At 41.8% G+C, this 26,370-nt stretch carries 25 protein-coding genes and 1 riboswitch; of the genes, 14 read left to right on the top strand and 11 right to left on the bottom strand.

Going from position 1 to position 26,370, the window contains the following annotated elements:
* Positions 1-40: 40 nt before the first annotated feature.
* The 5 genes from BMZ06_RS14595 to BMZ06_RS14575 all read right to left on the bottom strand — a co-directional run bounded on the left by BMZ06_RS14595 (position 41) and on the right by BMZ06_RS14575 (position 7,629).
* Positions 41-2,770: a UPF0182 family membrane protein gene (locus BMZ06_RS14595; protein WP_089752994.1), complete on the bottom strand. Its 2,730-nt coding sequence runs from the start codon at positions 2,768-2,770 to the stop codon at positions 41-43.
* Between the two features lie 543 nt (positions 2,771-3,313).
* On the bottom strand, positions 3,314-4,690 hold the full coding sequence (locus BMZ06_RS14590) for a Glu/Leu/Phe/Val family dehydrogenase (protein ID WP_089752992.1): 1,377 nt from the start codon (positions 4,688-4,690) through the stop codon (positions 3,314-3,316).
* A 177-nt stretch (positions 4,691-4,867) separates the two neighbouring features.
* Entirely contained in the window at positions 4,868-5,647 is a 780-nt protein-coding gene (fabI, locus tag BMZ06_RS14585; protein ID WP_089752990.1) for an enoyl-ACP reductase FabI, read from the bottom strand.
* Between the two features lie 162 nt (positions 5,648-5,809).
* Entirely contained in the window at positions 5,810-6,475 is a 666-nt protein-coding gene (locus BMZ06_RS14580) for a Dph6-related ATP pyrophosphatase (protein ID WP_089752988.1), read from the bottom strand.
* A gap of 86 nt (positions 6,476-6,561) precedes the next feature.
* Positions 6,562-7,629, bottom strand: coding sequence for a C45 family autoproteolytic acyltransferase/hydrolase (locus BMZ06_RS14575; RefSeq protein WP_089752986.1), 1,068 nt, complete (start codon positions 7,627-7,629; stop codon positions 6,562-6,564).
* A 985-nt stretch (positions 7,630-8,614) separates the two neighbouring features.
* Here BMZ06_RS14575 and BMZ06_RS14570 point away from each other — a divergent pair.
* Positions 8,615-9,673 (top strand): NAD(P)/FAD-dependent oxidoreductase, encoded by a 1,059-nt coding sequence (locus BMZ06_RS14570; RefSeq protein WP_089752984.1) that lies wholly within the window; start codon positions 8,615-8,617, stop codon positions 9,671-9,673.
* A gap of 53 nt (positions 9,674-9,726) precedes the next feature.
* Here BMZ06_RS14570 and BMZ06_RS14565 read toward each other — a convergent pair whose 3' ends face one another.
* Entirely contained in the window at positions 9,727-10,671 is a 945-nt protein-coding gene (locus BMZ06_RS14565) for an ATP-grasp domain-containing protein (protein WP_089752982.1), read from the bottom strand.
* Positions 10,672-10,818: 147 nt separating this feature from the next.
* Positions 10,819-10,930: riboswitch (TPP riboswitch) on the top strand.
* 141 nt (positions 10,931-11,071) lie between these two features.
* Here BMZ06_RS14565 and BMZ06_RS14560 point away from each other — a divergent pair.
* From BMZ06_RS14560 to BMZ06_RS14540, 5 genes are read left to right on the top strand one after another with little or no spacing between them, the layout of a single operon-like run.
* Positions 11,072-12,067, top strand: coding sequence for an ABC transporter substrate-binding protein (locus tag BMZ06_RS14560; RefSeq protein ID WP_089752980.1), 996 nt, complete (start codon positions 11,072-11,074; stop codon positions 12,065-12,067).
* A gap of 14 nt (positions 12,068-12,081) precedes the next feature.
* Positions 12,082-12,375: a thiamine-binding protein gene (locus BMZ06_RS14555; RefSeq protein ID WP_089752978.1), complete on the top strand. Its 294-nt coding sequence runs from the start codon at positions 12,082-12,084 to the stop codon at positions 12,373-12,375.
* Positions 12,372-13,142: an ABC transporter permease gene (locus tag BMZ06_RS14550; protein ID WP_089752976.1), complete on the top strand. Its 771-nt coding sequence runs from the start codon at positions 12,372-12,374 to the stop codon at positions 13,140-13,142. Before BMZ06_RS14555 ends, BMZ06_RS14550 begins: the two co-directional genes overlap by 4 nt.
* Positions 13,135-13,872, top strand: a complete 738-nt coding sequence (locus BMZ06_RS14545; protein WP_089752974.1) for an ABC transporter ATP-binding protein — start codon at positions 13,135-13,137, stop codon at positions 13,870-13,872. Before BMZ06_RS14550 ends, BMZ06_RS14545 begins: the two co-directional genes overlap by 8 nt.
* Entirely contained in the window at positions 13,869-14,636 is a 768-nt protein-coding gene (locus BMZ06_RS14540; protein WP_089752973.1) for a TatD family hydrolase, read from the top strand. Before BMZ06_RS14545 ends, BMZ06_RS14540 begins: the two co-directional genes overlap by 4 nt.
* A gap of 90 nt (positions 14,637-14,726) precedes the next feature.
* Here the strand turns inward: BMZ06_RS14540 and BMZ06_RS14535 are convergent, their stop codons facing one another.
* On the bottom strand, positions 14,727-15,353 hold the full coding sequence (locus tag BMZ06_RS14535; protein WP_139205837.1) for a flavodoxin family protein: 627 nt from the start codon (positions 15,351-15,353) through the stop codon (positions 14,727-14,729).
* A gap of 124 nt (positions 15,354-15,477) precedes the next feature.
* Between BMZ06_RS14535 and BMZ06_RS14530 the strand changes: the two genes are divergently transcribed.
* Positions 15,478-15,984: a peroxiredoxin family protein gene (locus tag BMZ06_RS14530; protein WP_089752971.1), complete on the top strand. Its 507-nt coding sequence runs from the start codon at positions 15,478-15,480 to the stop codon at positions 15,982-15,984.
* 64 nt (positions 15,985-16,048) lie between these two features.
* On the opposite strand, the gene BMZ06_RS14525 is transcribed toward BMZ06_RS14530, so the two are convergent.
* Positions 16,049-17,494, bottom strand: a complete 1,446-nt coding sequence (locus tag BMZ06_RS14525; protein WP_089752969.1) for a carbon starvation CstA family protein — start codon at positions 17,492-17,494, stop codon at positions 16,049-16,051.
* Between the two features lie 617 nt (positions 17,495-18,111).
* Positions 18,112-18,285, bottom strand: coding sequence for an aspartyl-phosphate phosphatase Spo0E family protein (locus BMZ06_RS14520; protein ID WP_089752968.1), 174 nt, complete (start codon positions 18,283-18,285; stop codon positions 18,112-18,114).
* Positions 18,286-18,495: 210 nt separating this feature from the next.
* On the opposite strand from BMZ06_RS14520, the gene BMZ06_RS14515 reads away from it, so the two are divergent.
* Positions 18,496-18,876 carry a RidA family protein gene (locus tag BMZ06_RS14515; RefSeq protein WP_089752966.1) on the top strand — a complete coding sequence of 127 codons (381 nt, stop codon included), beginning with the start codon at positions 18,496-18,498 and terminating at the stop codon, positions 18,874-18,876.
* 33 nt (positions 18,877-18,909) lie between these two features.
* On the opposite strand, the gene BMZ06_RS14510 is transcribed toward BMZ06_RS14515, so the two are convergent.
* Entirely contained in the window at positions 18,910-19,140 is a 231-nt protein-coding gene (locus BMZ06_RS14510; RefSeq protein ID WP_089752964.1) for an excisionase family DNA-binding protein, read from the bottom strand.
* A 360-nt stretch (positions 19,141-19,500) separates the two neighbouring features.
* Here BMZ06_RS14510 and BMZ06_RS14505 point away from each other — a divergent pair, with 360 nt between their 5' ends.
* From BMZ06_RS14505 to BMZ06_RS14485, 5 genes are all read left to right on the top strand, one after another.
* Positions 19,501-20,358: a DUF1206 domain-containing protein gene (locus tag BMZ06_RS14505; protein ID WP_089752962.1), complete on the top strand. Its 858-nt coding sequence runs from the start codon at positions 19,501-19,503 to the stop codon at positions 20,356-20,358.
* Between the two features lie 230 nt (positions 20,359-20,588).
* Positions 20,589-21,044 carry a hypothetical protein gene (locus BMZ06_RS14500; protein ID WP_089752960.1) on the top strand — a complete coding sequence of 152 codons (456 nt, stop codon included), beginning with the start codon at positions 20,589-20,591 and terminating at the stop codon, positions 21,042-21,044.
* A 109-nt stretch (positions 21,045-21,153) separates the two neighbouring features.
* Entirely contained in the window at positions 21,154-21,900 is a 747-nt protein-coding gene (locus tag BMZ06_RS14495; RefSeq protein ID WP_089752958.1) for a spore coat protein, read from the top strand.
* Between the two features lie 62 nt (positions 21,901-21,962).
* The gene (locus BMZ06_RS14490; protein WP_089752956.1) at positions 21,963-22,784 is read left to right on the top strand and encodes an STAS domain-containing protein; all 822 of its coding nucleotides are present in this window, start codon (positions 21,963-21,965) and stop codon (positions 22,782-22,784) included.
* A 30-nt stretch (positions 22,785-22,814) separates the two neighbouring features.
* Positions 22,815-23,822 (top strand): Gfo/Idh/MocA family protein, encoded by a 1,008-nt coding sequence (locus tag BMZ06_RS14485; protein WP_089752954.1) that lies wholly within the window; start codon positions 22,815-22,817, stop codon positions 23,820-23,822.
* Positions 23,823-23,878: 56 nt separating this feature from the next.
* Here BMZ06_RS14485 and BMZ06_RS14480 read toward each other — a convergent pair whose 3' ends face one another.
* Positions 23,879-24,364 carry a GNAT family N-acetyltransferase gene (locus BMZ06_RS14480; RefSeq protein WP_089752952.1) on the bottom strand — a complete coding sequence of 162 codons (486 nt, stop codon included), beginning with the start codon at positions 24,362-24,364 and terminating at the stop codon, positions 23,879-23,881.
* Between the two features lie 194 nt (positions 24,365-24,558).
* Here BMZ06_RS14480 and BMZ06_RS14475 point away from each other — a divergent pair, with 194 nt between their 5' ends.
* Positions 24,559-26,082 carry a BCCT family transporter gene (locus BMZ06_RS14475; protein WP_089752950.1) on the top strand — a complete coding sequence of 508 codons (1,524 nt, stop codon included), beginning with the start codon at positions 24,559-24,561 and terminating at the stop codon, positions 26,080-26,082.
* Positions 26,083-26,370 lie beyond the last annotated feature (288 nt).

Genomic DNA, 26,370 nt, shown 5'->3' with positions numbered 1-26,370 from the left:
CCCTTTTATAATGGAAAGCACCTTTTTGTATAATTAATCGTTATTCAGTTTCACCTAACATACTTTCTATTTCACTCATAATTGAACCAGCTTCTTCCCAATTTCCATTGGATAACGCATTTTGATATTCATCAAATAAAGTAGAAATCTCCTGAAGTTTTTGTTCTGATTCAATTAAATCCTGAGTGTTTTCATTTCCTTCAGGCTGTTCTTCTTCGCCTTCACTCGGCTCAACGTCCGGATCGGTTCGAGCAAGAAGACTTTCGATCGCCTGATCAAATGTAGGTTCCATTACAATCTGATCCCCATAAGCCAGAATGATCTGCTTCACTTCAGGCAAGGACGTTTCGTTGGAAGATTCAATGTAGATCGGCTCAGCATACAGCACTGTATCCTGAATCGGAATAACAAGCAGATTTCCTCGAATAACTTCCGAACCGCCCTGAGACCAGAGATTCAATTGCTGAGAAATATTACTGTCCTGGTTAATTCGATTTTCAATTTGCTGCGGACCATAGACATTCTCTTGTTTAGGGAAACGGTAGACAAATGTTTCACCGTAGTTCTCCCCATCGTTTCTTACTCCCATCCAGGCAATCATATTTTGACGATTTCTTGGAGTATAAGGAGTCATAAGCACGAATTCTTCCTCATCACTCTCTGGAAGTTTCATTGTGATGTAGTATGGCTCCATTTCTATATCCTCATCAAAGTACTTTTCCGTAGGAAACTCCCAATAATCTTCCCGGTTATAAAATACTTCCAAATTTGTCATATGATATGTGCCATACATGGATGCTTGTATTTTAAACAAATCAACGGGATAACGGAAATGAGACCGAACATCGGACGGGATCTCTTCTGTAAAGAGCTCTGGAAACATCTTCTGATACGTTTGAACCAGCGGCTCATCAGCATTAACGGCGTAAAAGTTTACATCGCCTGTATAAGCGTCAATCGTTACTTTTACCGAGTTACGTACGTAGTTCTCTTCGCCTTGATGCGGTTCAGAGTAAGGGTACCGTTCGCCGGTTACATAAGCATCAAGCATCCAGGAAAGACTTCCGTCATCCCGAACAAAGATGTATGGATCTTCATCATATTGTAGAAAAGGAGCGATTTTCTCCACTCGGTCCATAATGTTACGTTCAGCAAGCAGCTGACTTTCGCCTGTTACCTGATCGGATACAAACATCCTGAAAGATCCAGCTTCCAAGCTGAACAGGAACCGATTTATACCTGATAACGGAATTCCTGTATCGGCTTCAAAGCGGGTGGACTTATTTTCCTCACCGGAAGGGTAATCAAATTCATCTACACCACTGTTCACAATTACATTTTGATAATTCTCTTCACCGAAATAGATTTGGGGACGTGTGATGTCCATGACCCCTTGTGAAGGAAGGTTTTTCAGCATGTATTCAGGCTGACCCTGAGGTGTGATTTTATTCACATCACTCATAGCTATACCGTAACCATGGGTATATCTTAAGTTTTCGTTCACCCATGTTTTAGCCTGTGACGGAAGGTCCGACGTGTTTAACTCTCTAGCTCCAAGGAAAACCTGCTGGTATTCTCCATCCACCTGGTATCTGTCGATGTCGATGTCATTGAATTCATAGTAAGTTCTGAATGTTTGCAGTTGATTATAAATATCAAGAATCGGTCTGGCATCATTGATTCTTACGTTATTAAGCGTTAGCTGATTGTTTTCGACCAACGATTGATCCAGTTTTTCATTTCCTGGATGCTGACGTTCTTCAATGCTTTCTAAGTCATACGCCGCCCTTGTAAATTTGAGGTTATGCTCAAGATAAGGAGTCTCTTTTGAGAATTCGTTCGGAGAAACGACATAGTTCTGAACGATCACTGAAGCAGCCTGGCTGAGCAGTGCAATTCCTATATAAGCAATAACAGGAATCAGCATCGCTCTGTATTTGCCTTTCATTAAAGCAGCTACTATCCAGATCGCTCCAACTACGGCTGCTCCCGCCAACACATAGGAAGCGGGTATGTTAATGACGTCATCCGTATAACTTAATCCATACACCGTACTATTTTGAAAGATGTTTACTTGATTGGTCAGCAGTGTTCCGAATGGAGCTAACACATGCTGTAAAGCTAAAAGAAGAGCAATAACTCCGAGCGTTATACCCATGTGAAGCTGAGCAAAACGACTTTTCTGGTACATTTGAAAAGCTGAATAGAAACCGATTTGCACAAGAAGTAAAAAGATTCCTAAGCCCATAAGAACATTTACTGTAAAATTAATAAATGGCAATACGAACATGTAAAAAGATATATCCATCGAGAAGTGGGGGTCGGTTACCCCGAAGGAAGAATGGTTCAAAAATTTCAGCCATAATTCCCAGCCCACTCCTTGAACAATACTGCTCCCGAACAGGCCGATCAATGCAGAAATTCCAAGACTGATCAGACGCCCCCACTTCTTATCACGGATAACGGAGGGAAGTTCAGTTCGCTCGAAATAACGCCCATATCCTTTGCGTATTAAGGAAAGCGTCACATATGTCAGTGCAAAAAACACAATAAATCCAATGATGCCCAGTAAGATCTTCGTACTGAATATAGTTGTGTACACGGATTTAAACCCAAGCGAATCCATCCATATGTAATCGGTGAGCCAGCTCAGGGAAAGCCAAAGCAGCAGCAACAGAAAAAGTAAAACCCCAATAATTTTTCCTGCTAAGCCAAGGTATTTTTTTTGTTTACCACTTGGTAGTGGTCGAATATTATTCAATTTATCCAACTTTCTCCCCCTTATCATTGACCTGTACTTGTGTTCCCCTTGTATTCCTGAATGCAAGTACAGATGCTGTTAATCTAACTATAATTGATTTGCACGCCACTGTATATCCTAGTCGGTCCTGCCTGCTTCAAAAAATAATCCGGCAGTGATGCAAAGCCCGTTACCCTTTATACGAATTAACCATTGATTTGGTTTCCTTTTTCTATTTTCAGTTGTATCTTCGTCAACCCTAACTTCCATACCTCCTTGTCTTTAAATCATCAACTATTAGGATGAACAGCCCTGATAAATCTATAGTTTACTAGATAAGTTCTCAATTGTAGAAGAGGGGATTCGTGGACTTAGGCATAGGCAGAATTGCTGATGGCAGCAATCTGAGAGAGAAAGGAACCTTCGATTTTTAAATCAATCACCTTGCTATAGGTGAAGGCCCTAATTGAACCTACGAAGGGTAACCATCCACTCATTTATTTTTGTGGAAGTTTAATTTAAAAAGTTCAAAATAAAAACCAGCCAAAAATGTGGCTGGTTTTTATTGATTCATTAATACAGTTTTCCTTGACGGTACATAATGGTGGATAATTTCATGACCGAGTGAATGTAGCAATTCTGCCTAAGCGGAAATGGGTCCCCAAAGAACTGCGGTAAGATCGTATCCATTGTATATTTCATTTTATCAAATAAACGCTCATAAACCTGGTCCTCTGTCATGAATTGCGCCTCACGTCCCTGAATCCATTCATAGTATGAAACAATGACCCCGCCGGCGTTCGCAAGAATATCCGGTACGATTAATACACCTTTGTCAGCAAGGTATCGATCAGCATCTTCGGTAATCGGACCGTTTGCGCCTTCTATTATCATGGAAGCCTGTATCCGGTCCATGTTCTCTTCGTGAATTTGATCCTCAAGGGCAGCAAGCAGTAGAACGTCACAATCCAATTCCAGCAGTTCATCACGCTCTCTGATCTCTGCTTTAACTTCATGCTCTTCCAGTTCTTCTTCCGTTGTTGGAAGTTCTCCATCTGATTCTTCAGTGAACTTGATGAGGGCAGGTATATCAAGTCCATCATTATTGTAAAGCATGACATTGTGGTCGCTGACCGCTACAATTTTGTTCTGAAGATAATCGCACTGATAAGCCTCAAGGGCTGCGACAGAACCCAAATTACCAAATCCTTGTACGGCCACGCTCAGCTTTCGATCATGATGAGTTAAAGCCGTATTTGCAAAAACGTTATCGGTTTCGGACAACCACTTTTTATTTTCATTTAAAAAGTTGTGCATCATATAACGGAATGTGAAGTAAACCCCTTTGCCGGTAGCTTCACGTCTTCCCAGTGATCCACCGTTAACTACACTCTTTCCTGTAAAACTGTTGCGGTATGGTTGACCAGGATGAATGTTTTTGAATTCACCCATCATCCAATCCATTTCTCTTTCTCCTGTGCCTACATCCGGGGCGGGAATGTCTTTATCTGGACCTAGGATATCATCAAAATACTGCACATATTTCTTACAGATCAGATTAAGCTCTCTAATATTGTACTCCTGAGGTTTGATAACCACGCCGCCTTTTCCGCCGCCAAAAGGAAGCTCATGGAGTGCATTTTTCAATGTCATCAGCTTGGCCAGATTCGACACTTCTCCTTCATTTACGGATTCGTGGAATCGAACTCCACCTTTATAAGGTCCCACTGTATCACTATGCTGGACACGGAATGCTGGAATACGAACGATCGTGTTATCATCCAGCGACACCCTCAAAAAGGATTTATGTATATGATTTGGGGTGGATAGTAAAGCTACCAGTGATTTAAAAGCCTGTTCACGTGTCTGAGCCTGGAGATCAGGCAGGAACGATTCATCTTCCATTAAAGCTTTTAGAGATTCTTCAATAATGGTCTGTTGTTTTTGCATCTTACTGATCCTCCATTCTGTACTTTTTGTCCTGCGTCTTATTTCCTTGTCTAATGCTTTCTTTCCCTAAATTAGAAGTATGAAACGTTTTATTTCCAATAAATAACTTCCTTTGAATCTTAAAAAATCTAAAACATAAAAAGTCCGATTCTCAATGGAGAATCGGACTTTTTTAAGCTATCCAAGTATGTTATAACCTGAATCTACATATACAATTTCACCTGTAACCCCTCTAGAAAGATGGCTCATCATGGCAAGCGTCATATCTCCAACTTCTTCCTTGGTTACATTTTTGCGAAGCGGCGCAGTGTCTTCAATCTTGTGGAGTATTTCATTAAATGAAGGGACTCCTTTTGCTGCAAGAGTACGGATCGCGCCCGCTGAAAGAGCGTTCACACGGATGTTATGCTTTCCTAAATCTGCGGCTAAATATTTTACAGTAGATTCGAGCGATGCTTTTGCCACTCCCATTACATTGTATCCTTCTACTACACGTTCAGCTCCGAGATAGCTCATTGCTGTTATCGCGCCACCTTCTTTCATATAAGGATGAGCTGCTTTTGCTACAGCAATTAGCGAATAGGCGCTTGTATCCTGAGCAAAGGCAAACCCGCTTCTTGAAGTATTCAGAAATTCACCTTTTAAGTCCTCCGCGTGTGCGAAAGCAATGGAGTGTACCACCCCGTGAATACAGTCTACTTTTTCTCCAATCGCCTGAAAGGCTTCCTGGATGCTTTCATCATTATTTACATCACAGGGAACGACCGCTGCCGCTGCCATTTCATTCTCATCCAGCAGCTTCTTTAGCTTTGTATAGGAACGATCTTTTCTATATGTAAAGATGAGGTTTGCCCCTGCTTTATAAAGGGACTGGGCGACACCCCAGGCCAAACTCCGGTTATTCGCTACACCCATGATCACTACATTCTTGCCTGTCATTTTTAATAAATCTTCCATAGTAACCTCCATAATAAAATTATTAATAACTGATATCATTACCATCCTACCATAATTTATATACCGCTATTCTTCTAACAATGATAAAACAAGAGGACAAACCAAACCGTTTAATGAAGGCAAGAATGTTAGAAGGCTGGCCATTCATAAGACTTGGTTAAATTATTCATTCAGCTCTATATGAACAAACCTCTCATTCATAGTCGAAAAAGAATCCCCAGTTTTTATAGAGATCGGTTGATTAAAGATAGGTCCGTCGAAAACAAATGTGTGAAATTCTCCATATTCACCGCAAGGATCCACGGATGCTGGAAGCTGTCTTAAGAAATCTTCATTGTACATATGACCCACAAGCTCTCCAGAAAGCTGATCTGTATCTACCGTCGTAATCACTGCCTTGAACCCTCGCCTTAGAAAATCATGCGCGATTTCAACAGAATTCATACCCCAGAGTGGGTAAACACCCTGCACTCCCATCCTTTTCAGTAGTTCATCACGGTAGTTCTTTATATCATCAAGGAATAGATCAGCATACACGATGGACTGAACTCCTTGTTTTTCAAACTGCTCAAACTGGTTATGGAGCTCTCTTTCATAAATTTCATTCGAAGCATGTGAAGGCAATTCTAATTCGTAGTGAGGCAGACCAATCGCTTCCGCCTGCCTAGTAAGCCAGGTTCGCTTAACTTCATGCATCGGCAGGCGGTCGCTTTCAGAAGAAACGGTGGAAAATAAACCATTCACTTTAATATTTGGGTCATTCAGCATTTTAAACAGAGCAAGGGAGCTGTCCTTACCTCCACTCCAGGAAACGATTACATTCTTCATAAATTCTCTCCTTTTTTACTTTCTTTAAGTTTAGCGGATGAAGATATTATAAAAAACCTTCTGCTCATGTAAGCAGAAGGTTTTCCTTATTTTTTACCTGTCCAGTAAGCCCCATCTTCCATATGGGCGAACGGAATATCCGTATCGACAATTCCTCTAATCTTTTCCTGATGGATGTCTTCCCCGCGCAGCCATTGATTAAAGTCAAACTCTACTGGCGGCTGGTCTCCTCCAAGTGAAAACCAGGCTTTCATTTCCTGTGGAAGGTACCCTGCCGTATGAATGGTACCGGCCCAGCTGCTGTATAGTTTGGAAAACACGCCTCTTGTAGTTCCATTCATGAACTCAAACGCTTCTTCCGCATTCTGCAAGGAACTACGGTTTGTATTGATCGCACTTTCCCGCTTCTTAGAATCAACAAGATGATTCCGATTTTCTTTGGTCAAAATTTCAAAGTGATTGGTACAAACATTCGACTGTCTCACCTCTACTCCTCTAGGTGATGCTTCTACCACGAACGTTTGATTGCTCCGGTCAAAAACGGTATAGCTGAATGAATGACGGTGTGGAATTTCTTTAAGCATACCCACCGCTTCTTCAACACTGGAGCAGGATTCGAGTATCATCCGGCCGATTGCACAGCATATAAATCCATCTCCCGGACGTTTCCGGTGCATAAAATTATAGCCGAGTACCAGTCCTTTTTCATTCATGCCGTCCATGCGTCCTGTAATTCTTTGAGTCGGTCCAATAATGGCGTAACCTTGGTCTGAAGGCTGAAAAAGAGAGTAACGTCCTTCATAGGTTTTTGGCATATAGTCATAATTTCGAATGAAATAACCTTCCCCCGTCATGATGGAACAGCCGGACCGTTTGTAGTCTACTCGATAGCCGCCAAACTCCTTCATAATACGTTCCATCGACCAGCCGAGAGCATCTCTAAGTCCAAGAAGTTCATCCCATATGCCTGGAGCAAAACGCATGATGGCTTCTTTCACCTCTTGTTCTTCTACGGTAAAACGAGGTTTTCTCACTTTCCATTGCTTTTCTCTATTTTTAACAGACCATGAATTTCTTAATAACTCACCCTGATAATAGCCAAAATTATAATGACTTCCCCGAAATTGTATAATGTCACTATGTACGTGTTTCATGCAGAATTCCTTTCTACGCTGATTTATGTAATTACCTTACCATTTTCTTCTCCCTGCCATAAAGACATTTGCACTCCATCTGACTCAAGGACTAATCTAATCTTGCTATTTTAAAAGAAGTTATTATTGATTTTAAGAAGAACCTCTTCCACCAAAAGTCCGGATTGTGAAAGACTCAGTTTCGAGATATTGTGTGGAGAAAGGGGCTCCAGGGACCGGCTCGCTTTCCACGGCCCTGCACGACGCAGGGTCGTTCGACGTTGCCACAGGACGTGGCGACCTTAGTCGATCCTCCTTTTACCATGAGCCTTCCTCGGTCGCTTCACTCCTTGTGGGGTCACGCCTAGCTCCCTCTCCCGCGGGAGTCTTCTTGTTTCCTTTGCCACCCAGCCAATACCGGGTAATACGGTCCCCTTTATAAGAGAAGTAAGCGTCCTGAATCATCCTTAAATGCTTATATAGCGGGTTTATTTATCACATTGAATACGTTAGAAATTTAACATCGCTCCCAGGTTAACGATCTTCATTTATCAGGTATCTTTGAAGAGGATTTCGAGCTCCCTATTTAGCAAGGTCCGTAGGGGGACGATGAAGACTCCTGTGGGAAGAACATGATCGGTGAGACCCCGGAAGGCGAAGCCCTGAAGAGGCTCAGCACATGCCCACGGAAAGTGAATCGTCCCCCGGAGGACCTTCCGCTCAACAAATGTCTCGGAATCGAGTCTTCAAATAATGGGAGCTTATCTGTAATAGGCTATACGGTGATTTAACAGCTCTACTATTTATTATGATATTTAAGAGTGATCTTCGCAAAATAAGAGGAACTCGTGAAACTTGTCACGAATTGCTCACTTCTTCTAGTTTTTCCGATAGAATTTTGATAATCTTAAATATAGTAAGAAAACCGTAAGCGTTTTCGACATAAATCGGTGTTGCACCTAAACGTGAGCAGCTGAGAATGAATTTAAAAAGGTGGTGTTGATGCATGAAACGGTTAGTCATATTAGGCGGCGGATACGGTGGTCTCAATATATTACATGGTCTTTTAGATGATTTACCAAAAGATGTACATATCGTTGTCGTTGACCGTAACCCCTACCATTCACTAAAAACAGAATTTTACACGATCGCGGCGGGTACTGAATCAGATCGTCATGCCCGGGTGGATTTTCCAGAACATGATCAAGTGGAGTATGTATTCGACGAGATCGAAAAAATTGATGTGGAAAACGAAAAGGTTCTAATGAAAAACTTCGCCTATGACATCGACTATGATTATCTTGTAATCGGACTTGGATGTGAGGACAACTATCACGGAATTGAAGGCGCCCGGGAGTTTACCGAAAGTGTACAATCTTTTTCCCAAGCCAGAAGTGCCGGCTACTCCATTAATAATTTGGGAGCTTACGGTAAAGTGACGATTGTCGGAGCGGGATTAAGCGGTATCGAAGTGGCTTCTGAAGTACGTGAAAGCCGTTCTGATTTAAACATTCGTTTACTCGATCGTGGTGAAACGGTACTAAAAGCATTCGACCATAAAATCCAGAAGTATGTAGAAAAATGGTTCCATGAACACGATGTGGAGGTCATTCACAACGCAAATGTGGAATACGTTGAACGAGACGGTGTATGTAATAACGGTCTTTGCTATATGAATGATGTTACGGTCTGGACAGCAGGTGTTCAGCCGAATTACCTGGTTAGAGAGCTCCCTTTTGATAAAGATGTTCAACATAAGGTTATTGTAAATGATTATTACCAAGTTCCAAGCCACCAAAATGTTTACGTGATCGGGGACTGCGCATCTGCCGAACACTCTCCAAGCGCTCAATTAGCAGGGCAGCAAGGTGAGAAAGTAGCGGAAGTCATATTGGCCTTTCTTAAAAGCCGTGTGCCGGAGCCTCCTGGCGAGGTTAAACTAAAAGGTGCCTTAGGTTCTCTTGGTAAGAATGATGGATTTGGCAACATGCTGCAAAAACCGATGACCGGAGTACTACCAAGGCTTGCTAAATCAGGAGTTCTCTGGTTAAGTAAACGCCATTAAACTAATCTCTATTTAGAAAAGCCATTTTCCGCTGAGGAAAATGGCTTTCTTTATTAAACGCGTACTGGATCCAGCAGGCTCCCTAAATACTTAGCAAGCTCAAGCATTCCGTATACGCCGGCTTTTTCTTCTGCATCGGAATTATAATTCGTATTCGTGTTCACATCGTAAGCGTATAAGTTACCTTCTTGATCTTGAATAGCTTCGATAGCGGCCACTTGGACATTATTAGACTGCAGAAAAGCTTCGAAGTCGTCAATAATCGCAGGGCGGTAATTGTCGAGAATTTCAAATTTTGCTTTTTCCTGTGATTTCTCTGCATCGGTCGGGCAGAATTGGTCCTCAATCGAGCACGCATCAGCCGGGCACAATTCAAAACCTTCGGATGTGTCCACTTTCACTCCATAGAGAAACTTCCCGTTCACGAACTCATGACGTACGATGTATGGCTCAGGTGCCTCAATATATTGTTGAATTAATTTGATTCCATCAACAGGCTCTTCAAACCCAGGACCTTCAACATACTCCTGAAGTGCTTCTTTAGAATGAAACAGCTGCACACCCTGTCCCTTACCAGCGCGGTTATGCTTTGTGATAAATGAATTCATTCCGAGCTTATCTGCCGCTTGTAAAATATTCTCTTTTCCAACCGCGGAGATGGTTTTTGGAGTGCGGATCCCTTGTTGGTTAAGTGCCATGTATTGATTCACTTTACTTATTTCAAGGTTCAGCGCTGATGTTCCATTTACGACCGTTCTACCATGGCGTTCCAGCCAGGAAAGGACCGCCCCTGTAAATTCAGGAGCATAGCGGTGGTTTCTCGTATGAGAGGATGCACTGATCCGATTATAGAAAATGCCTTCCGGCGGCTCTTCTGTTAAATCTAATGTACCTTGATCCAGATGCCATAATTCAAATGGCAGCTCTAATTCTTCCAAACGTTCGGTTAAGTGATCGGTCCACTCATCGTTCTCGTGGAGCACATAAATTTTGCTCATAAAAAGGAACTTCCTTTCTGTAATAGCGATTTCTTTTATTTTAACATAAAAAACCTATCTGTTTACTAGGAATAGGCTTAGGATACTTGCTTAATCTACTACGTTATGGCAAAGTTAATAGTATAACGTTGTTCATCAAATTGAATAGTTTGAATGTAGGGGGACCAGTGTAGCTGGTTGAGATTGTATCCTTTTATGATACTGACCCTTAGAACCTGAACTGGTTGATACCAGCGTAGGAAACATAAGTAGCCGATATTTCTGATCGATTACTATATATGCACCCTAGGTATGGTACCAGGGTGCTTTTTTGTATGGATTAAGCTCTGGTTTTACCTTCGCCGATTCTCCCTATTTTCTATTAATCTCTTTGATGAACATATAATATGGAGGGAATCAATTGAAAAAATTAATCACCATCTTAACAGTCGCTTTGTTAGTAACGGCGTGCTCATCCAATGACGGCAACAGCGAAGAAGCTGCAGCGAAGCAAGAGGAAACGAATTCGGTTCAACTGGTACTTGATTGGACTCCTAATACCAATCATACAGGTATCTATGTGGCTCAGGCGGAAGGTTTTTTTAAGGAGCAAGGGCTGGATGTAGAAATTATGCTTCCAGGTGAAGCGGGTGCCGATCAGCTCGTCGCCTCCCAAAAAGCCGACTTTGGCATCAGTGCTCAAGAAACACTGACAGAAGCTCGTATTCAGGACATTCCTGTGGTATCGATTGGAGCTATTATTCAGCATAATACCTCAGGTTTTGCGTCACCCAAAGACAAAAATATTACCTCTCCCGCTGATTACGAAGGAAAGACGTACGGAGGCTGGGGAGCTCCAGTTGAAGAAGCGGTTCTCTCTTCTCTTATGCAGAAAGAAAATGCTGACGTATCTGAGGTTGAAATTGTAAATATGGGAAATACGGACTTTTTCACGGCCGTGGAAAGGGACATCGATTTTGCCTGGATTTATTACGGATGGACAGGTGTGGAAGCAGAACTTCGCGGGCAAGAGCTTAATATGCAATACCTAACGGACTACTCTGAGAAACTGGATTATTATACACCTGTATTAACGACGAGCGAATCGATGATAAATGAGAACCCCGAAACCGTACAAGCCTTTATGGCTGCTGTCTCAAAAGGATACGAATATGCAATTGAAAAGCCCGAACAGGCGGCTGAGATTCTCATTGAAGCTGTGCCGGACCTCGATCCTGAGTTAGTAAAAGCCAGTCAAGAATGGCTGTCGCCTAAATATAAGGAAGATGCAGATCAGTGGGGTGTCCAAAATGAACAAGTCTGGAGCAACTATGCTGAATGGATGTACAACCACGACTTGCTAGAGGAAAAGCTGAATGCTGAAGAGGCATTTACGAATGAATTTTTACCAGAATAAAGGAGGAAATTGTGTTGTCTAATTCACTTGTCAGTATTCAAATCATACCAAAAACAAAGAAGAACGAGGATGTTATCCCTTATGTGGATCATGCGATTTCACTCATTGAAAATTCCGGACTGAAATACGAGGTCCATCCTCTGGAAACAACGATCGAAGGAGATCTTTCCAAAATTTTTTCTTTAATTGAGCAAATGAATGAAGCTATGGTTGAAAAAGGGTGCAGCAACGTTATTTCGCAAATTAAGGTTCTATATCAGCCATCAGGAGCTTCGATGGATGATTTAACATCGAAATATCGAATATGACTCAAAGATTCATCAGAGGATGGAGACCTGTTGCGGTTCTCCTCCTTTTCATTCTTTTATGGGAGCTCTGCAGCAGGTGGTTTGATATACCAGAATGGCTTTTACCACCGCCAAGCTTAATTTTGGAAACTGGAATTAGCAGCTGGGCAGATTATGCTCCCCACCTCTTTTCGACCATTCGTTTAACTTTTCTCGGTTTTATGATTGGGGCTTGCTTCGGGCTGTTACTCGCGGTCTTGCTTCACCTGCTTCCATCAGTAAGAGAGGCATTGTATCCTTTGCTGATCTTGTCCCAAAACATCCCGATTATCGTTCTTGCCCCCTTGCTTGTTATATGGTTTGGATTTGGGGCTTTACCTAAATTAATTATTATCGTACTTGTCTGCTTTTTTCCTATAGCTATAGCAGCCATGGATGGCCTGCGTCAGACCAACCCTGAATGGATGCATTATATGAAAATGTCTGGGGCTACGAAGGGGCAGATTTTCAGGAAGCTGGAATGGCCAAACGCCCTCCCCTCCATTTTTTCAGGGGTAAAAATATCAGCCGCTTATAGTGTCATGGGGGCTGTAATTTCAGAATGGCTGGGAGCGAATAAAGGTATAGGAGTGTATATGACACTCGCTTCTTCCTCTTTTCGCACAGATCGGGTTTTTGTTGCCATATTTTTGATTATGGGGTTAAGCCTGCTTTTTTTCCTTCTTATTAATTTACTGGAAAAAAGAATGACAAGCTGGCAAAGAAAAGGAGGTGGTGTTCATGAATAAACTAGTCGTCGATCAGCTCACAAAATCATTTGATTCCTCTATTATTCTTCAAAATGTGAGCTTCTCCATTCAAGATGGAGAATTCGTTTCCATTCTGGGCCCTTCCGGAAGCGGAAAAAGCACGCTGTTTCATTTAATCGGCGGTCTCTATCGGCCTGATTCAGGGGAAATTTACATCAATGGGGAGCGGACTACGGGTGAAAAAGGCAGAATTAGTTATATGCCGCAGAGTCCCTCTCTCCTTCCCTGGCGCACTATTCTTGAGAACGTCGTCCTTAGCAGCGAGATTATTGAGCAACCAAATAAATCGGAGGCTCTAAATATGATTCAACAGGCAGGACTTGAAGGCTATGAACATGCCTACCCGGCACAATTATCAGGAGGGATGAAGCAAAGGGCTTCTTTCATAAGAAGCTTACTCAGTCCACAATCCTTAATCTGTTTAGATGAGCCTTTCTCCGCTTTAGATGAGTTCACCAGGATGGACATGCAGGAATGGCTTTTGTCTATTTGGACGGAACATAGGCGGTCTATTCTATTTGTTACCCATAACATCGAGGAAGCTATATTTCTATCAGACCGGGTGATTGTATTATCAGACCGGCCGGCAAAGGTCCAGAGAGAGTTCACCATACCATTTGCCAGACCTCGGCACTCTTCTCTTATGCTTACCCGTGAATTCTTAAAATGGAAGAAAGAAATCTTTGAAGAATTGAAGGTATTGGTATGACTGATTCTATCATAGACTCGCACATTCATTTTGATCTATATAATAAGAAAAATCGCTTGAAGATCCTTGAAGACACAGATTTATCGTCCATGATTACTGTATCCAGTGATCTCAAATCGGGAATCATGAATCTGAATCTCGCTCAGGATGATCAAAGAATTAAACCGGCACTTGGTTACCATCCAGAGCAGCCGCTTCCTTCTGAAGAAGAAATTCAAAAGATTACTGTTCTGGCTCGAAGGTATAAACACAGAATTGCAGCAATTGGAGAAGTCGGACTCCCCTATTATTTAAGAAAAGAAGATCCGTCTATAGACTTGGGTCCTTATGTAACATTGCTTGAATACTTTATTAAGCTTGCTGCAGAGCTTGACAAACCTATTGTTTTGCATGCTATCTACGAAGACGCCGATCTAGTTTGCGGGCTGTTACAAAAACATGGAATAAGAAATGCCCACTTCCACTGGTTTAAAGGCAGTTCCACTACAATACAGTCCTTGATTAAGAATCACTATTATATATCGGTTACTCCAGATTGTGTCTACAAGTCTAAGTCTATGAATTTGATCGAAGCTTATCCACTAAATCGGATTATGGTTGAAACGGATGGCCCCTGGCCGTTTGAAGGACCGTTCAAGGGCAAACTCACTCATCCTGGAATGATACACGACTCGATCTCCAAAATCAGTGAAATTAAAAGACTTCCTATTCAGACGGTGTATAGTACAATTTATCAAAATACTACAAGGTTCTTCCGGCTCTAACATCCGCCCTTCTACAATAAAAGCAGTACCGTTAAAGTGGGTCCAACAATGGTGAACGCTTTAACGGCACTGCTTTTCATAATTACTAGTTTATTCTGTCGTGTTTCCTTCTGCAGGAATAGGATGATTTCGATATATTTCAGCCAGATGAGTAGTATTGTATCCCAGCTTTGTGACTTGGCTTTTCGTGAAGTCATTTTGTATGCCTTCTGCTTCCATATAAGATGGTCCTGGACCTGCTTCTCCTACCCAGTAGGCATCTACGTTTGGCGGGATGGTAAACCCAAGAGCAGCAAGCCTGTACAGAACGCTTTCAGCCACTTTCTTCGCCCCGTCTTCATTTCCGGTAATGACCATACCCGCTACTTTGTTATAGAAAATAGGCTGACCTTTTTCATTGGTCTCACCACCGCTGCCATTCAACCGTTCAATTAACGTGGTGGCAATGCTGCTTTGCTGTCCCAGCCAAATAGGAGATCCAACGATTAAAATATCGGATGCTTTTATCTTTTCTAATACTTGCGGCCATTCATCTCCGCCACCTAAGTCTGCACTGATACCTGGTGGTATATGGTAGTCTGCCAAGCGAAGAGATTCATATTCTACCTCTTTTTTATCGTAAATTTTCTCTACTTCTTCCCAAAGTGCCTGCGTATTGGATGGTTCTTCAGATTTCTTTAATGAAGTGTTGATGAACAAAGCTTTTAATTTACTCATGATTATTCCTCCTTCATTCTTATCTCTACTACACATTCCCACTTCCATTTTATAACAAACCTTGTGTGAGGCTCTGTAAGAACGGGTAATAATTAAGAAATAGATAAAGTAAGGAGGTCAACTCATGAGTCCGTTGAACTTAAACGAACAAGTTCCTGATTTCACCCTGCCTGGTGTTTCCGGAAAAAACTTTTCATTTAAAGGTTTCCTTAATGAAAACGGAGAAGACTGGCACTTGCTGATTTATTTTAGGGGCTCCTGGTGCCCGGCCTGCGTAGAAGAGTTGAAAGAACTAGAAGAAAGTCGCGATTATTTCGATAAACATCAGGTGCGCCTTACGACCATATCGGCAGATCATAGGGACAGTCTTAAGAATATGGTAAAAAAACACGACCTTACCTTCCCAGTTTTAGCCGACCAGGAACTGGATTTTCTAGAGAAATACGGTATTCACTATCATGATGAAAACAGTCCTTATGAAGACCATGGAACCCATGGAGAGCCTGCCTATTTTTTAACCGATGAAGATGGAAGACTTCTTTATCAACAGCGCCAGACGAGTCCTTTCGGCCGCCCTCATCCGAAGGAACTCCGTAAAATTATCCAGTATATTAGAAAAAATCTTAAGTAAAAATAATCCATACAAAAAGCCGTTCCATGCTAATCAGGAACGGCTTTTTGCTTCTCTTTTTAAATTATCCCGCTTTTTTAGCGACCACTTTTTCATTTATCGTTTGTTTTTGTTTCACTAATTGTCTAATGAACCATAAGGCCACGGCCGTCCATATTACCGCACCAATAATCATGGAAGTTGAGTAAGCCAGACCAAAACCTTCCGGTGCATAGAAAATGTAGGAACCCACTACGGCCGTCATGAATAAGGCAGGCACACTGCAGATCCAATGAAATTTATGGTTCTTGAGCAAATACATAGCCCCCGTCCACAGCATAACAGTGGCTACTACCTGGTTAGACCATCCTACATAACGCCAAAGAAAGCTGTAATCCATCTGAGTTAATAAGAAAGCTGGAACAGCTACAGGAATGGCGAATAGTACGGTTACCCATTTTCCATTCAGCTCTTTGTTAAGAAGAGGTTTCACCGCATCTGCAAGCATCATCCGTGAAGAGCGCAGCGCGGTATCCCCCGTAGTAATAGGCAGAATAATCACACCAAGTACGGCAAGAACCCCTCCAAAGGTACCAAGTGTTGTACTGCTGATTTCGTTTACGACACCGGCTGGTCCGCCTGCATCCAGCGCAGCTTGCAGAGCACCTGTACTTCCGAAAAACGTCATTCCAGCGGCAGCCCAAATTAGAGCTATAATTCCTTCAGCAATCATTGCGCCGAAGAAAACTTTACGTCCTTCGCTTTCTTTTTTCAACGTACGAGCGAGGATCGGGCTTTGTGTACTATGGAATCCTGAGATCGCGCCGCAGGAAATTGTGACCATCAGCATAGGCCAAACCGGCAGCTCTTGAGGGTGCAGGTTGCTTAGCGTAAGGTTGGGAATAGATTGGTCGAAAAAGAAAATCCCAATCCCTATAGAGACAGCCATAAAGATTAAAACAGCACCAAAGATCGGATATACTTTTCCAATAACTTTATTTACAGGCAGCAAGGTGGCTACCAAAAAATAAGCGAAGATAATAATAATCGATGTTAAGAATCCAAGAGGCGTTACCTCGGCCATTAACTGGGCTGGTCCTGCCGTAAAGGCTGCAGCGACGAGCACCATAAGAGCAATGGAAAGTAAATTAATGACCGTTTTGACCGGCTTGCCTAAATATTTACCGACCAATTCCGGATATTGAGCGCCTTTATGGCGAAGGGAAAGCATCCCAGAGAAATAATCGTGTACAGCCCCTGCAAATATAGATCCTACAACAATCCATATAAATGCCACAGGGCCGTATAAAGCTCCTAATACAGCGCCAAAAATCGGGCCTAGCCCGGCAATATTAAGCAGCTGGATCAAGCTCGCTTTCCACCAACTCATAGGCATGAAATCGAAGCTATCATTTTTGGTATAAGCAGGCGTTTCCTGCTGATCATTAATACCAAAAATTCGCTCCACCACCTTCGCGTAAACAGTGTAACCAACAATAAGTAATAAAATGGAAGCGATAAATGTGACCATCGCTGAGCCTCCTTTCAAAAATGAATATAAAGAGTATTCTAGCGAGACCACCAAGGAAAGACAACCCAAATTCCGAAAATTTATTTTTTTCTCCTTTTTTTCTTACTCCTAAAGCGTTTACATTGCTGACCGCCCATCTTATAGGGAATTAATGGGGATTTTTCCACTTGAATCACAAGCTAGTGTTCTTACTATCCATCTATTAAGAAAGCTTCCAATCATGGAAATATTTTCGCTCCTTAAGCCTCAATATTTAAAAATATTGCAAAGAATCCATTGAAAAAGTCCTGGCGTTTCAAACCAGCCCTCTTCGACATAGAATAACGGACCCAATTTATCTCGAAATTGAGTCTTAAAGTATCGGAAGCTTTTTTGTAAAATCAACACGGATATTTAACAGAGTCTTTTTTAAAAAATGAACCCTCTGATTCTTCCGGATTTGCTCATAAAAAAATCCTTTCCAAGATGGAAAGGATGGTCCATAAATTTAAAAACTGCCACTTCAATGGAAAATGGTTAAGTTTCCCGCAGTCGATTATACGACCATTGAAGTGGCATTAACCTAAACCTACCACAGCTTATTCAGTACATCAAGCTGGCAGCATAAGAAAAGGTCCCTAGTTTTGATTGGATGGAAGACTTCGTTTATACTTCCCGAATTTATTTAATAGATCATCCAGCTCTTGAGAAATTTGAACAAGTTCTTCGTCGGTAGGATTCTGATTATATATATCATACATCCGAATTCTAAGTTCCTCAATCTGCTTCTCTAAGCGTGCTTTGTAATCCAAGCTTCCACTCCTTTCTGGAATTATTTTTCCCCCGGGCCTTCCCCTTAAACTTCTTCTTGTACGATTCATGTTAAAAGTGATTACGATAAAACCTCTGAAAACGAAGTTAAAAACATGTCGATTATTGCCCAGGGAATATAGAGATCTATTTCTGATTTTTTTCATCTCGTGTTAGGATAGATTCATCTTTATAGTATAGGAGTGACTTTTATGTTTAAGCCCATTCAGACAGAACATGCACCTGCCGCTATCGGTCCGTATTCCCAGGCTAGTGATCTCGGTAATTTAGTATTTATTTCAGGACAGATCCCGCTTGACCCTGTTTCTATGGAGTTTGTATCAGACGACGTTCAGGGACAGACTCATCAGGTAATGAAAAATATTGGAGCGATCCTGGAAGAAGCTGGACTGTCCTATAAAAATTTAGTCAAGATGAATATTTATCTGGATTCAATGGATGACTTTGTAACGGTAAATGATATTTATGCAAGTTATTTAAGCGAGCCTTACCCGGCACGTGCTGCCGTCGAAGTAAGCCGTCTACCTAAAGGTGCCAAAGTAGAAATTGAAGCCATTGCCTCCCGTCACTAAAGAAAAAGCAGAGCTCTGGAAGCTCTGCTTTTTTTAATCCTCATCTTTTACATCAGGGTCTTCTGGAATAGGTTCATTTAAATAATCTTGAATCATTTCCCTGTATTTCTCCATCTGTTCAACATGAGTACTAAATTGATTTTTATTAACAAGGTACTGTTCACCATCATAAACGGCTCGGATTTTATGCACTCTGATCATCTTTAGCACATATTCCTCCGGTAAATCTAAAAATTCGGCTGTTTCTGTTAAGGTTAAATACACTTTTACACCTTCTTTTCTCAACTTTTATTATAAAGTATCAAATGATAATTCATAACCCTCTACCCCACTTTTTAAAAAATGGCTTCGCTAATGAATTAGTCTCTTCAATTCCAAACGATGTGGCGGCCCTGGACGTACTTACCATTTTACAGCCTATGTTTTGCAGAGCCTAGGTAAATTGAGGCATTTTAGAAGCTGGCTCTGGAGCTTGCCTTCTAGAGCCAGCTTTTATCCATTAGCAGGGATGACCCATTGCCATATATTAGATTATTAATTCCTCACCCTTTTTAGTTTCTATATTACAATAATAGGGAAACTCTTATTTGAATCTAGAAAAATTATTAAGTGAGGTGTTCAATCATGAGTTCTACTGCATCTTCTAATACACAGAAAGCCAGAGATGCTAAAGAAGAAATTAAGCCGTGGATCAGACGACTGGCACGATTCGGTTATATGGCTAAAGGTGTTGTATATGCCCTTGTAGGAATCCTTGCCTTTATGGCTGCTATCGGCGTGGGCGGAAAGACAACAGGTACCTCAGGCATGCTGAAATCGTTAGCAGGTGTACCTTCAGGCAATATCATTTTATGGATTATTGGAATTGGACTTATATGTTATATTGGCTGGGTTTTTATAAAGGCTATCAAAGACCCTACAAATGAAGGCAAAGGTGCCAAAGGAATCATTTCCAGAGTCGGTTATATGGTGAGCGGTGTCGTATATGGAGCTCTTGCCCTGAAAGCAATTAACATTGCTTCTAGTGCTGGAAGCAGCAGCGGAGGCGGAGGTTCAAAGCAGACAATGTCGGCCAAACTGTTGGCCCAGCCGTTTGGAGCTTGGATTATAGGAGCTATTGGAGTCATTATAATTGGATATGGTCTTTATGAATTCATTGGCGGGGCCACTCAGAAGTTCCTGAAGAAATTCAGAACTGGCGAAATGGATCACCACGAATATAAAGTGGCTAAAAACTCAGGTACCGCAGGACTGATCGCTCGCGGATCTGTTTTAGGTCTCATTGGTTATTTCTTCGTCCAGACTGCTCTTACTTCCGATGCAAGTCAGGCAAAGGGTCTTGACGGCGCCCTTTCTGAAGTAGCTTCGAATCCGTTTGGTCAATGGATACTGGGTGTAGTCGCAGCAGGATTAATTCTTTATGGAGTTTACCAGATTATTCGAGGACGCTACGAGCATATGAGCTTTGGTAAAAGAAAATAAACATTAAAAAAAGCCTTCCCATCTTGTATGGGAAGGCTTTTTTGATATATTGCCGCGAATGTACCGACGACCACATTCGTCGTTTAGCTTTAAAGCTCATACTTCGTCTTACGCAAACAGCTCATCGCATGAATACTATACCACTGATTACCTAATATTACAATAGCCGTGCTTAAGAACCGCCTCCTATGCTATACTAAACAAATTAATACATGGTTCAGGAGGCTCTCATGCTAACATTTGAAGAAAAAGTATCCATCATTGAAGAATTTGATGAATTGGACAAAAAAGAAGTATCTTTAGGACGTTTAAATTATCATTTCGAAGAAAGTAAATATGATAAAAAAATTGTGGTCTATCGTCTGCATCCTAATGGAAATGGCTTTGTATATACGGGAGAATTAGAAGATTACCCGACAGATCAAAAAGGTATGACCAATATTAAAGATTATGAAGCGGAGGACTTAAGAGCCATTATTCGGCAATCGATTGAGTCCCTCGCGATGACTCAGGCAGAGAAGAACCCGGTCATGGAAGAATGGTTAAATCAGCACGATCAAGCTCTCGTTCTTATGAGAGAAGAGGACGGATATAACGTATACGCAGAAGAACAGCTTGAAGGGACCTTCAACTCCTACGAAGAAGCCATCAACTTTTTGGAGCAAGAAGGATTCAGCCGCCTGTAAGATGGGTATCTGAAACTGAGGGAATATGTGCCAGCCGAATCGCATTTCTGTTTTCTTGGGCATACACTAACTTACATTCAGTTAGGAAACCCGAAAAATGGAGGCGTAGATGAATAATTACATGTATAACCAGAACCAGTGGCGGTTAGACGGCCGTAATTTTGTCGCAGCTTATGCTCATGGAGATGTTAATGGTGACAAGGTCCAGGATCACATCTACTTGATGGGACAAAAGTTAGAAGGCAATCCTTATGTTACCGACATTACTTTAGTGATACAGGACGGGTTTTCCAACCAGTTTTACTACATCCCCCTCCCAACCAGTCAGGGTTACCAGCCCACGATTTTCCTTGGTGATTTCACAGGTAATGGAATAGACGATATCTTACTAAGAATAAACTCTGGCGGAAGCGGAGGATTTGGTTACTTCTACCTCTATTCCTTCGTGAATAATCAATTTATGCTGCTGTTTGATTACGAGAGGTTTAATGAATGGTATGAGTATACAGTTACCTACAAAGATCAATACCGAGTAGAAATTGTCAATCAAACGCTTCAGCTATCTTATCTAATCGACCTCAGTAATCGTGATTCAGAATATCTAGCAGAAATCTATAACGAGAACGGAACACTAAAACAGCCTTTGAACGGATGGGTTTCGGGGTTAAATCAACTCTACCCCATTGATTTTGATGGCAATGGTGTCTATGAACTCTATGCTTTGCAGCGAGTCGCCGGCAGGTATAACGCGGACCAGCTCGGACTGATTCAGACACCTTTAGCCTTCAAAAATGGAAGTTTTACACCGTTTCTTAATAATCAGTATGCCGCTGTCCCAGGTGTGAAAGGGGGATAAACTCCCCTTTTTTTGCAGCATTATGAGTTACTTACTTTAATTACAAATGGGAGGATACCTACATGGCAAATTTGAATGAAAAAATGGCCGACTACTTCAAAGAACATCAAACTGTACTCGTCAACGAACTTTTACCCCACACCCTTGATCAACTTGGGATTGATTATACTGAGAAAGACCTAAATTACCACTTTGATATGCTTCGCCGGCTGTTAGACCGTGTAGCCAAAAGTTTATTGAGAACTGATGAAGAGACAACGGCTGCGGAAATCGGTTATGACTCCGAAAATTACTTCTATCAAAAAGGTGTTCTACTAAAACAAACCATCGATGTTCTCAGTGTTTTCCGTCTTTCTTTACTTAAACATATGCGCAAAACTGACTTGGTCAATGTGGGAAAGGTAGAGGAAGGATTTGTAGTTTCCGAACAAATTGTCTACGCCTTTGATGCAGCGATTCGGGCAACTACTGATAATTATAATAAAACAAAAGAAAAAGAACATGCCGAAATGGAAAAGCATTTAAATGCCATCTCTACCCCTGTGGTTCTGATCAACCATCATCAAGCCGTCCTCCCACTTGTAGGAGAGTTCTCACAAGACAGGTTCGAGGTAGTCATGGATCAAACGTTACATAAAGTTAAAGAACACAGTCTCCATGTCCTTTTCATCGATTTTTCAGGTATTGCAGACTTCGATACGATCTTTATTAATGATCTGTTTAATTTAACCCGAACAATCGAACTCCTTGGGACACGAACGGTTTTAACAGGCATTCGAACGGAAATGGCGATGGCTGCCATTAAGGCAGGAATGAATTTTGATCAGTTGGAAACTTACAGCGATCTGCGTCAGGCACTTGAATCAATAAACCAGGAAGATTAAGGGAATTCTGAAAAGTAAGGAGGGGAAATTATGTTAAAAGTGGCTCTGCTGAGTAAATGGCATGTACACGCTGACGATTATGCGGCCCAGGCTCAAGAAAATCCTAATATCACAATCTCATCCGTATGGGATGAGGATCCCGCGAGAGGTAAAGAGTGGGCAGAGGAATTGGAAGTTCCTTTTGTCCAGAACCTTACAACTCTTCTTTCTGATCCAGGCATTGATGCGGTGATTATCACATCCCCCACAAACCAGCATAAGAACCTGATTTTAGCGGCTGCTAAGCATGGAAAGCACATATTCACAGAGAAAGTATTAGCTTTCACAATAGCAGACTGTGAACAAATCTTCTCCGCAGTAGACGCTGCAGGCGTTGAGCTGATGGTCTCCCTCCCTCGTTTGACCGATAACTATTTTGTCTACGCAGAGCAAGCCTTGAATCAGGGGCTGCTTGGTCAATTAACGATGGTAAGATGCCGTGCTGCTCACAATGGAGCTGTCCCAACTGAAACCTCTCCTACAGGCTGGCTTCCTGATGCTTTCTTTAATCCCACTCAATGCGGAGGCGGGGCTATGATTGACCTTGGTGCCCATCCTATCTATCTCGCCAATCGATTATTAGGTACACCTTCCGCGGTCACCGGACGTCTGCAGCAAGTAACAGACCGGGGAGTGGATGATCAGTCAGTATCTGTAGTTGAATATTCTAATCAGGCTATGGCTGTTCTCGAGACAAGTTTTGTTTCTTCAAAAAGCCCGTTCCAACTGGAGTTATATGGAACTGAAGGCACGCTTATGGTTGAAAACAGAGAAATCCGAATTAAGAGCACAAAACTGGATACAGAAGAATGGACAACCCCTGCCACAGTCCCTGCCCTCCCACTTCCTATCCATCAATGGGCAGCAGCGATTGGAGAAAGAACCACCCCTTCCATAACTAGAACTGATGCGTGGAATTTAACTCTAATAAACCAGGGAGCAGCTTTATCACAAAAAAGAAACAGACGGGTCGATTTGCAACAGTTGACTCTTTCATAAAGATAGATCATCTGTCTCATATTAACCGGTATATGAGGCAGAGCTTGATCTATTTTTTATATATCACGCACAAGAGTCATTAATTTTCGCTGTTGATTTCTGTACCATTCAATCGTAGATTCCCCCGTATAAACAAACCAGTTTTTCTGAAAGAAGTGTAAACTTCTTTCATTGTCATCGAAGACTTCCACATACACCTTATTTACGTTCCTTTGTTGTTTGATTTCTTCTAAGAATAGATTCAAAGCCTTGGTTCCTACCCCCTGATTTCTCTGAGAAGCTAATACTATTCCAAGGTAATTTCTATCTCCATCAAAGAAAAGCTCTATTTTCCCAAGAAGTATCCCATTGACTTCCACCGCTCTCAACAAACATTGTGGTTTCTCTCCACGAAAGTATTTTGCAAAAGAATTCAAAAAATGTTCATACGTTCTCGGATGTTCAATCCCTGCGTTCTTCTGAATCTCTTTATCAAGTTCCCATAAATACATAGACTGCAAATGGGATTTTTGGATGTTCACGATTTTGACGGCTTCCAGCAATTCAGCTACCTCCTCAATATGGAGCACAAGCTATTTTTCTAAATGTAACACGATACTTTCCCTTCATCTACCAATCTTTAAACGACTAACCAATGGTTTGATCAGACGAGCGTTAGGGAAGCGATAAATATACTTATATAATATTAAGGCAGAATTTAAGCATTTACAAATATCACTACATACGAGGTGACGACATGAAAAACGTAACGACAGTATTCTGGAGCGCATTGGCTATATGCGCACTGGTAGTGGGATGGGGTTCCGTAGCTCCAGGCAATTTGGAGAAGGTGACAACCGAGACAACTACCTTTATTGCTAACCGGTTCGGCTGGTATTATCTATTAATTGTTATGGTTATTTTTCTATTTTGTGTCTACTTAACTTTCTCTAAAATTGGACACCTGAAATTAGGAAAGAAGAATGAAAAACCCGAGTTCCCTCTCCCCACCTGGTTCGCTATGCTTTTTAGTGCAGGAATGGGCATGGGGCTGGTGTTCTGGACAACTTCAGAACCTATTGCCCACGCCTTTAAAAGTGCACCAGAAGCTGAAGTGGGTTCAGATGAAGCCATAAAGGAAGCATTGCAATACTCTTTTTTCCATTGGGGCATTAGTGCCTGGGCTGTTTATGGTTTGGTAGCACTTGTGCTAGCCTATTTTAAATTCCATAAAGGGTTTCCCGGCCTCGTAAGCGCTACTCTTATTCCCTTGCTTGGTGAAAAAAGTATGAAAGGCATCTTGGGTAAAACCATTGATACGTTAGCAGTAGTAGCTACAGTGTTCGGCGTGGCTGCTACGCTTGGTTTTGGTACCGCTCAAATTAATCAAGGGCTTTCCTTTTTATTTAATGTACCTGCGAACTTTACTGTTCAGTTGAGTATCCTTACGATCTCCACCGCCTTATTTATTTTCTCTGCCTGGAGCGGAATCAGTAAAGGCATTAAATACTTAAGTAACACCAACATGGTTCTTGCGGTAGCTTTATTAATATTATTATTTATAGTGGGACCAACTCAGTATATTTTGAATATGTTCACCAATACTCTTGGCAGTTATATTACCAATTTCGTTTCAATGAGTTTCAATGTGGCCCCTCTCAATGAAGGAAACCGCACGTGGATTAATAGCTGGACCATCTTTTACTGGGCCTGGTGGATCTCATGGTCACCGTTTGTGGGCATCTTTATTGCAAGAATCTCGCGCGGACGCACTATTCGTGAGTTTATGGCAGGAGTGCTGCTGGTACCTTCCCTGATCTGTTTTGTTTTCTTTACTGTTTTCGGCGTTTCGGCGCTTAACCTGGAACAGTATGGTATAGCAACAATATCGGATTATTCACTGGAAACAGCTACTTTTGCCGTTTTACAAGAGTATCCTTTAGGTGTCCTTATGTCTTTTATTACGATCTTCGTTATCGCCATTTTCTTTATAACATCAGCAGATTCGGCTACATTTGTGTTAGGGATGTTATCTACTTCAGGAGCACTTAACCCTTCAGGAATGGTTAAAATCACCTGGGGACTGGCTCTTTCCGGCATGGCTGCTATCATTATTTATTTCGGAGGGACACAGGGACTGCAAAATATGTTAATCATAGCCGCCCTCCCATTCTCTATTGTTCTGCTCATGATGGGGGCCTCCTTCTTTAAAGCAGCCCGTCAGGAAACAGCCGCTGAAAAGAAAAAAACTTCATCTAAAAAAATGAGTGCAACTTCTTAGGCGTAGTCATTTTCTCTCCCAGGTAAGCAAACCTAAGCTTACCTGGGATTTTTTATGTTCTATTTTCCAGTTATCTAGGTTAAGCGAGTTGTTTATTTTTTAAATGAGACTTATTAAACCATAGGGCCGGTTAATTGAAGACTCAGTTTCGAGATAAATTGGGTCCGTTACTCTATGTGGAAGAGGGCTGGTGGGGAAATAACTCGCTTTCCTATGGCCCTACACGACGTAGGGTCGATCGACGTTGCCACAGGACGTGGCGATCTTAGTCGATCCTCCTTTTACCAT

The organism is Halobacillus alkaliphilus (genome assembly GCF_900113125.1).
Taxonomy (GTDB): domain Bacteria; phylum Bacillota; class Bacilli; order Bacillales; family Halobacillaceae; genus Halobacillus; species Halobacillus alkaliphilus.
This window is presented reverse-complemented; position numbering and strand designations above follow the sequence as displayed.

Excerpts from the sequence above, each read along its gene's own strand:
- BMZ06_RS14590 (WP_089752992.1), bottom strand. The coding sequence starts at position 4,690 with ATGCAAAAACAACAGACCATTATTGAAGAATCTCTAAAAGCTTTAATG.
- fabI (WP_089752990.1), bottom strand. The coding sequence starts at position 5,647 with ATGGAAGATTTATTAAAAATGACAGGCAAGAATGTAGTGATCATGGGT.
- BMZ06_RS14580 (WP_089752988.1), bottom strand. The coding sequence starts at position 6,475 with ATGAAGAATGTAATCGTTTCCTGGAGTGGAGGTAAGGACAGCTCCCTT.
- BMZ06_RS14575 (WP_089752986.1), bottom strand. The coding sequence starts at position 7,629 with ATGAAACACGTACATAGTGACATTATACAATTTCGGGGAAGTCATTAT.
- BMZ06_RS14570 (WP_089752984.1), top strand. The coding sequence starts at position 8,615 with ATGAAACGGTTAGTCATATTAGGCGGCGGATACGGTGGTCTCAATATA.
- BMZ06_RS14565 (WP_089752982.1), bottom strand. The coding sequence starts at position 10,671 with ATGAGCAAAATTTATGTGCTCCACGAGAACGATGAGTGGACCGATCAC.
- BMZ06_RS14550 (WP_089752976.1), top strand. The coding sequence starts at position 12,372 with ATGACTCAAAGATTCATCAGAGGATGGAGACCTGTTGCGGTTCTCCTC.
- BMZ06_RS14545 (WP_089752974.1), top strand. The coding sequence starts at position 13,135 with ATGAATAAACTAGTCGTCGATCAGCTCACAAAATCATTTGATTCCTCT.
- BMZ06_RS14540 (WP_089752973.1), top strand. The coding sequence starts at position 13,869 with ATGACTGATTCTATCATAGACTCGCACATTCATTTTGATCTATATAAT.
- BMZ06_RS14535 (WP_139205837.1), bottom strand. The coding sequence starts at position 15,353 with ATGAGTAAATTAAAAGCTTTGTTCATCAACACTTCATTAAAGAAATCT.
- BMZ06_RS14530 (WP_089752971.1), top strand. The coding sequence starts at position 15,478 with ATGAGTCCGTTGAACTTAAACGAACAAGTTCCTGATTTCACCCTGCCT.
- BMZ06_RS14525 (WP_089752969.1), bottom strand. The coding sequence starts at position 17,494 with ATGGTCACATTTATCGCTTCCATTTTATTACTTATTGTTGGTTACACT.
- BMZ06_RS14515 (WP_089752966.1), top strand. The coding sequence starts at position 18,496 with ATGTTTAAGCCCATTCAGACAGAACATGCACCTGCCGCTATCGGTCCG.
- BMZ06_RS14505 (WP_089752962.1), top strand. The coding sequence starts at position 19,501 with ATGAGTTCTACTGCATCTTCTAATACACAGAAAGCCAGAGATGCTAAA.
- BMZ06_RS14500 (WP_089752960.1), top strand. The coding sequence starts at position 20,589 with ATGCTAACATTTGAAGAAAAAGTATCCATCATTGAAGAATTTGATGAA.
- BMZ06_RS14495 (WP_089752958.1), top strand. The coding sequence starts at position 21,154 with ATGAATAATTACATGTATAACCAGAACCAGTGGCGGTTAGACGGCCGT.
- BMZ06_RS14490 (WP_089752956.1), top strand. The coding sequence starts at position 21,963 with ATGGCAAATTTGAATGAAAAAATGGCCGACTACTTCAAAGAACATCAA.
- BMZ06_RS14485 (WP_089752954.1), top strand. The coding sequence starts at position 22,815 with ATGTTAAAAGTGGCTCTGCTGAGTAAATGGCATGTACACGCTGACGAT.
- BMZ06_RS14475 (WP_089752950.1), top strand. The coding sequence starts at position 24,559 with ATGAAAAACGTAACGACAGTATTCTGGAGCGCATTGGCTATATGCGCA.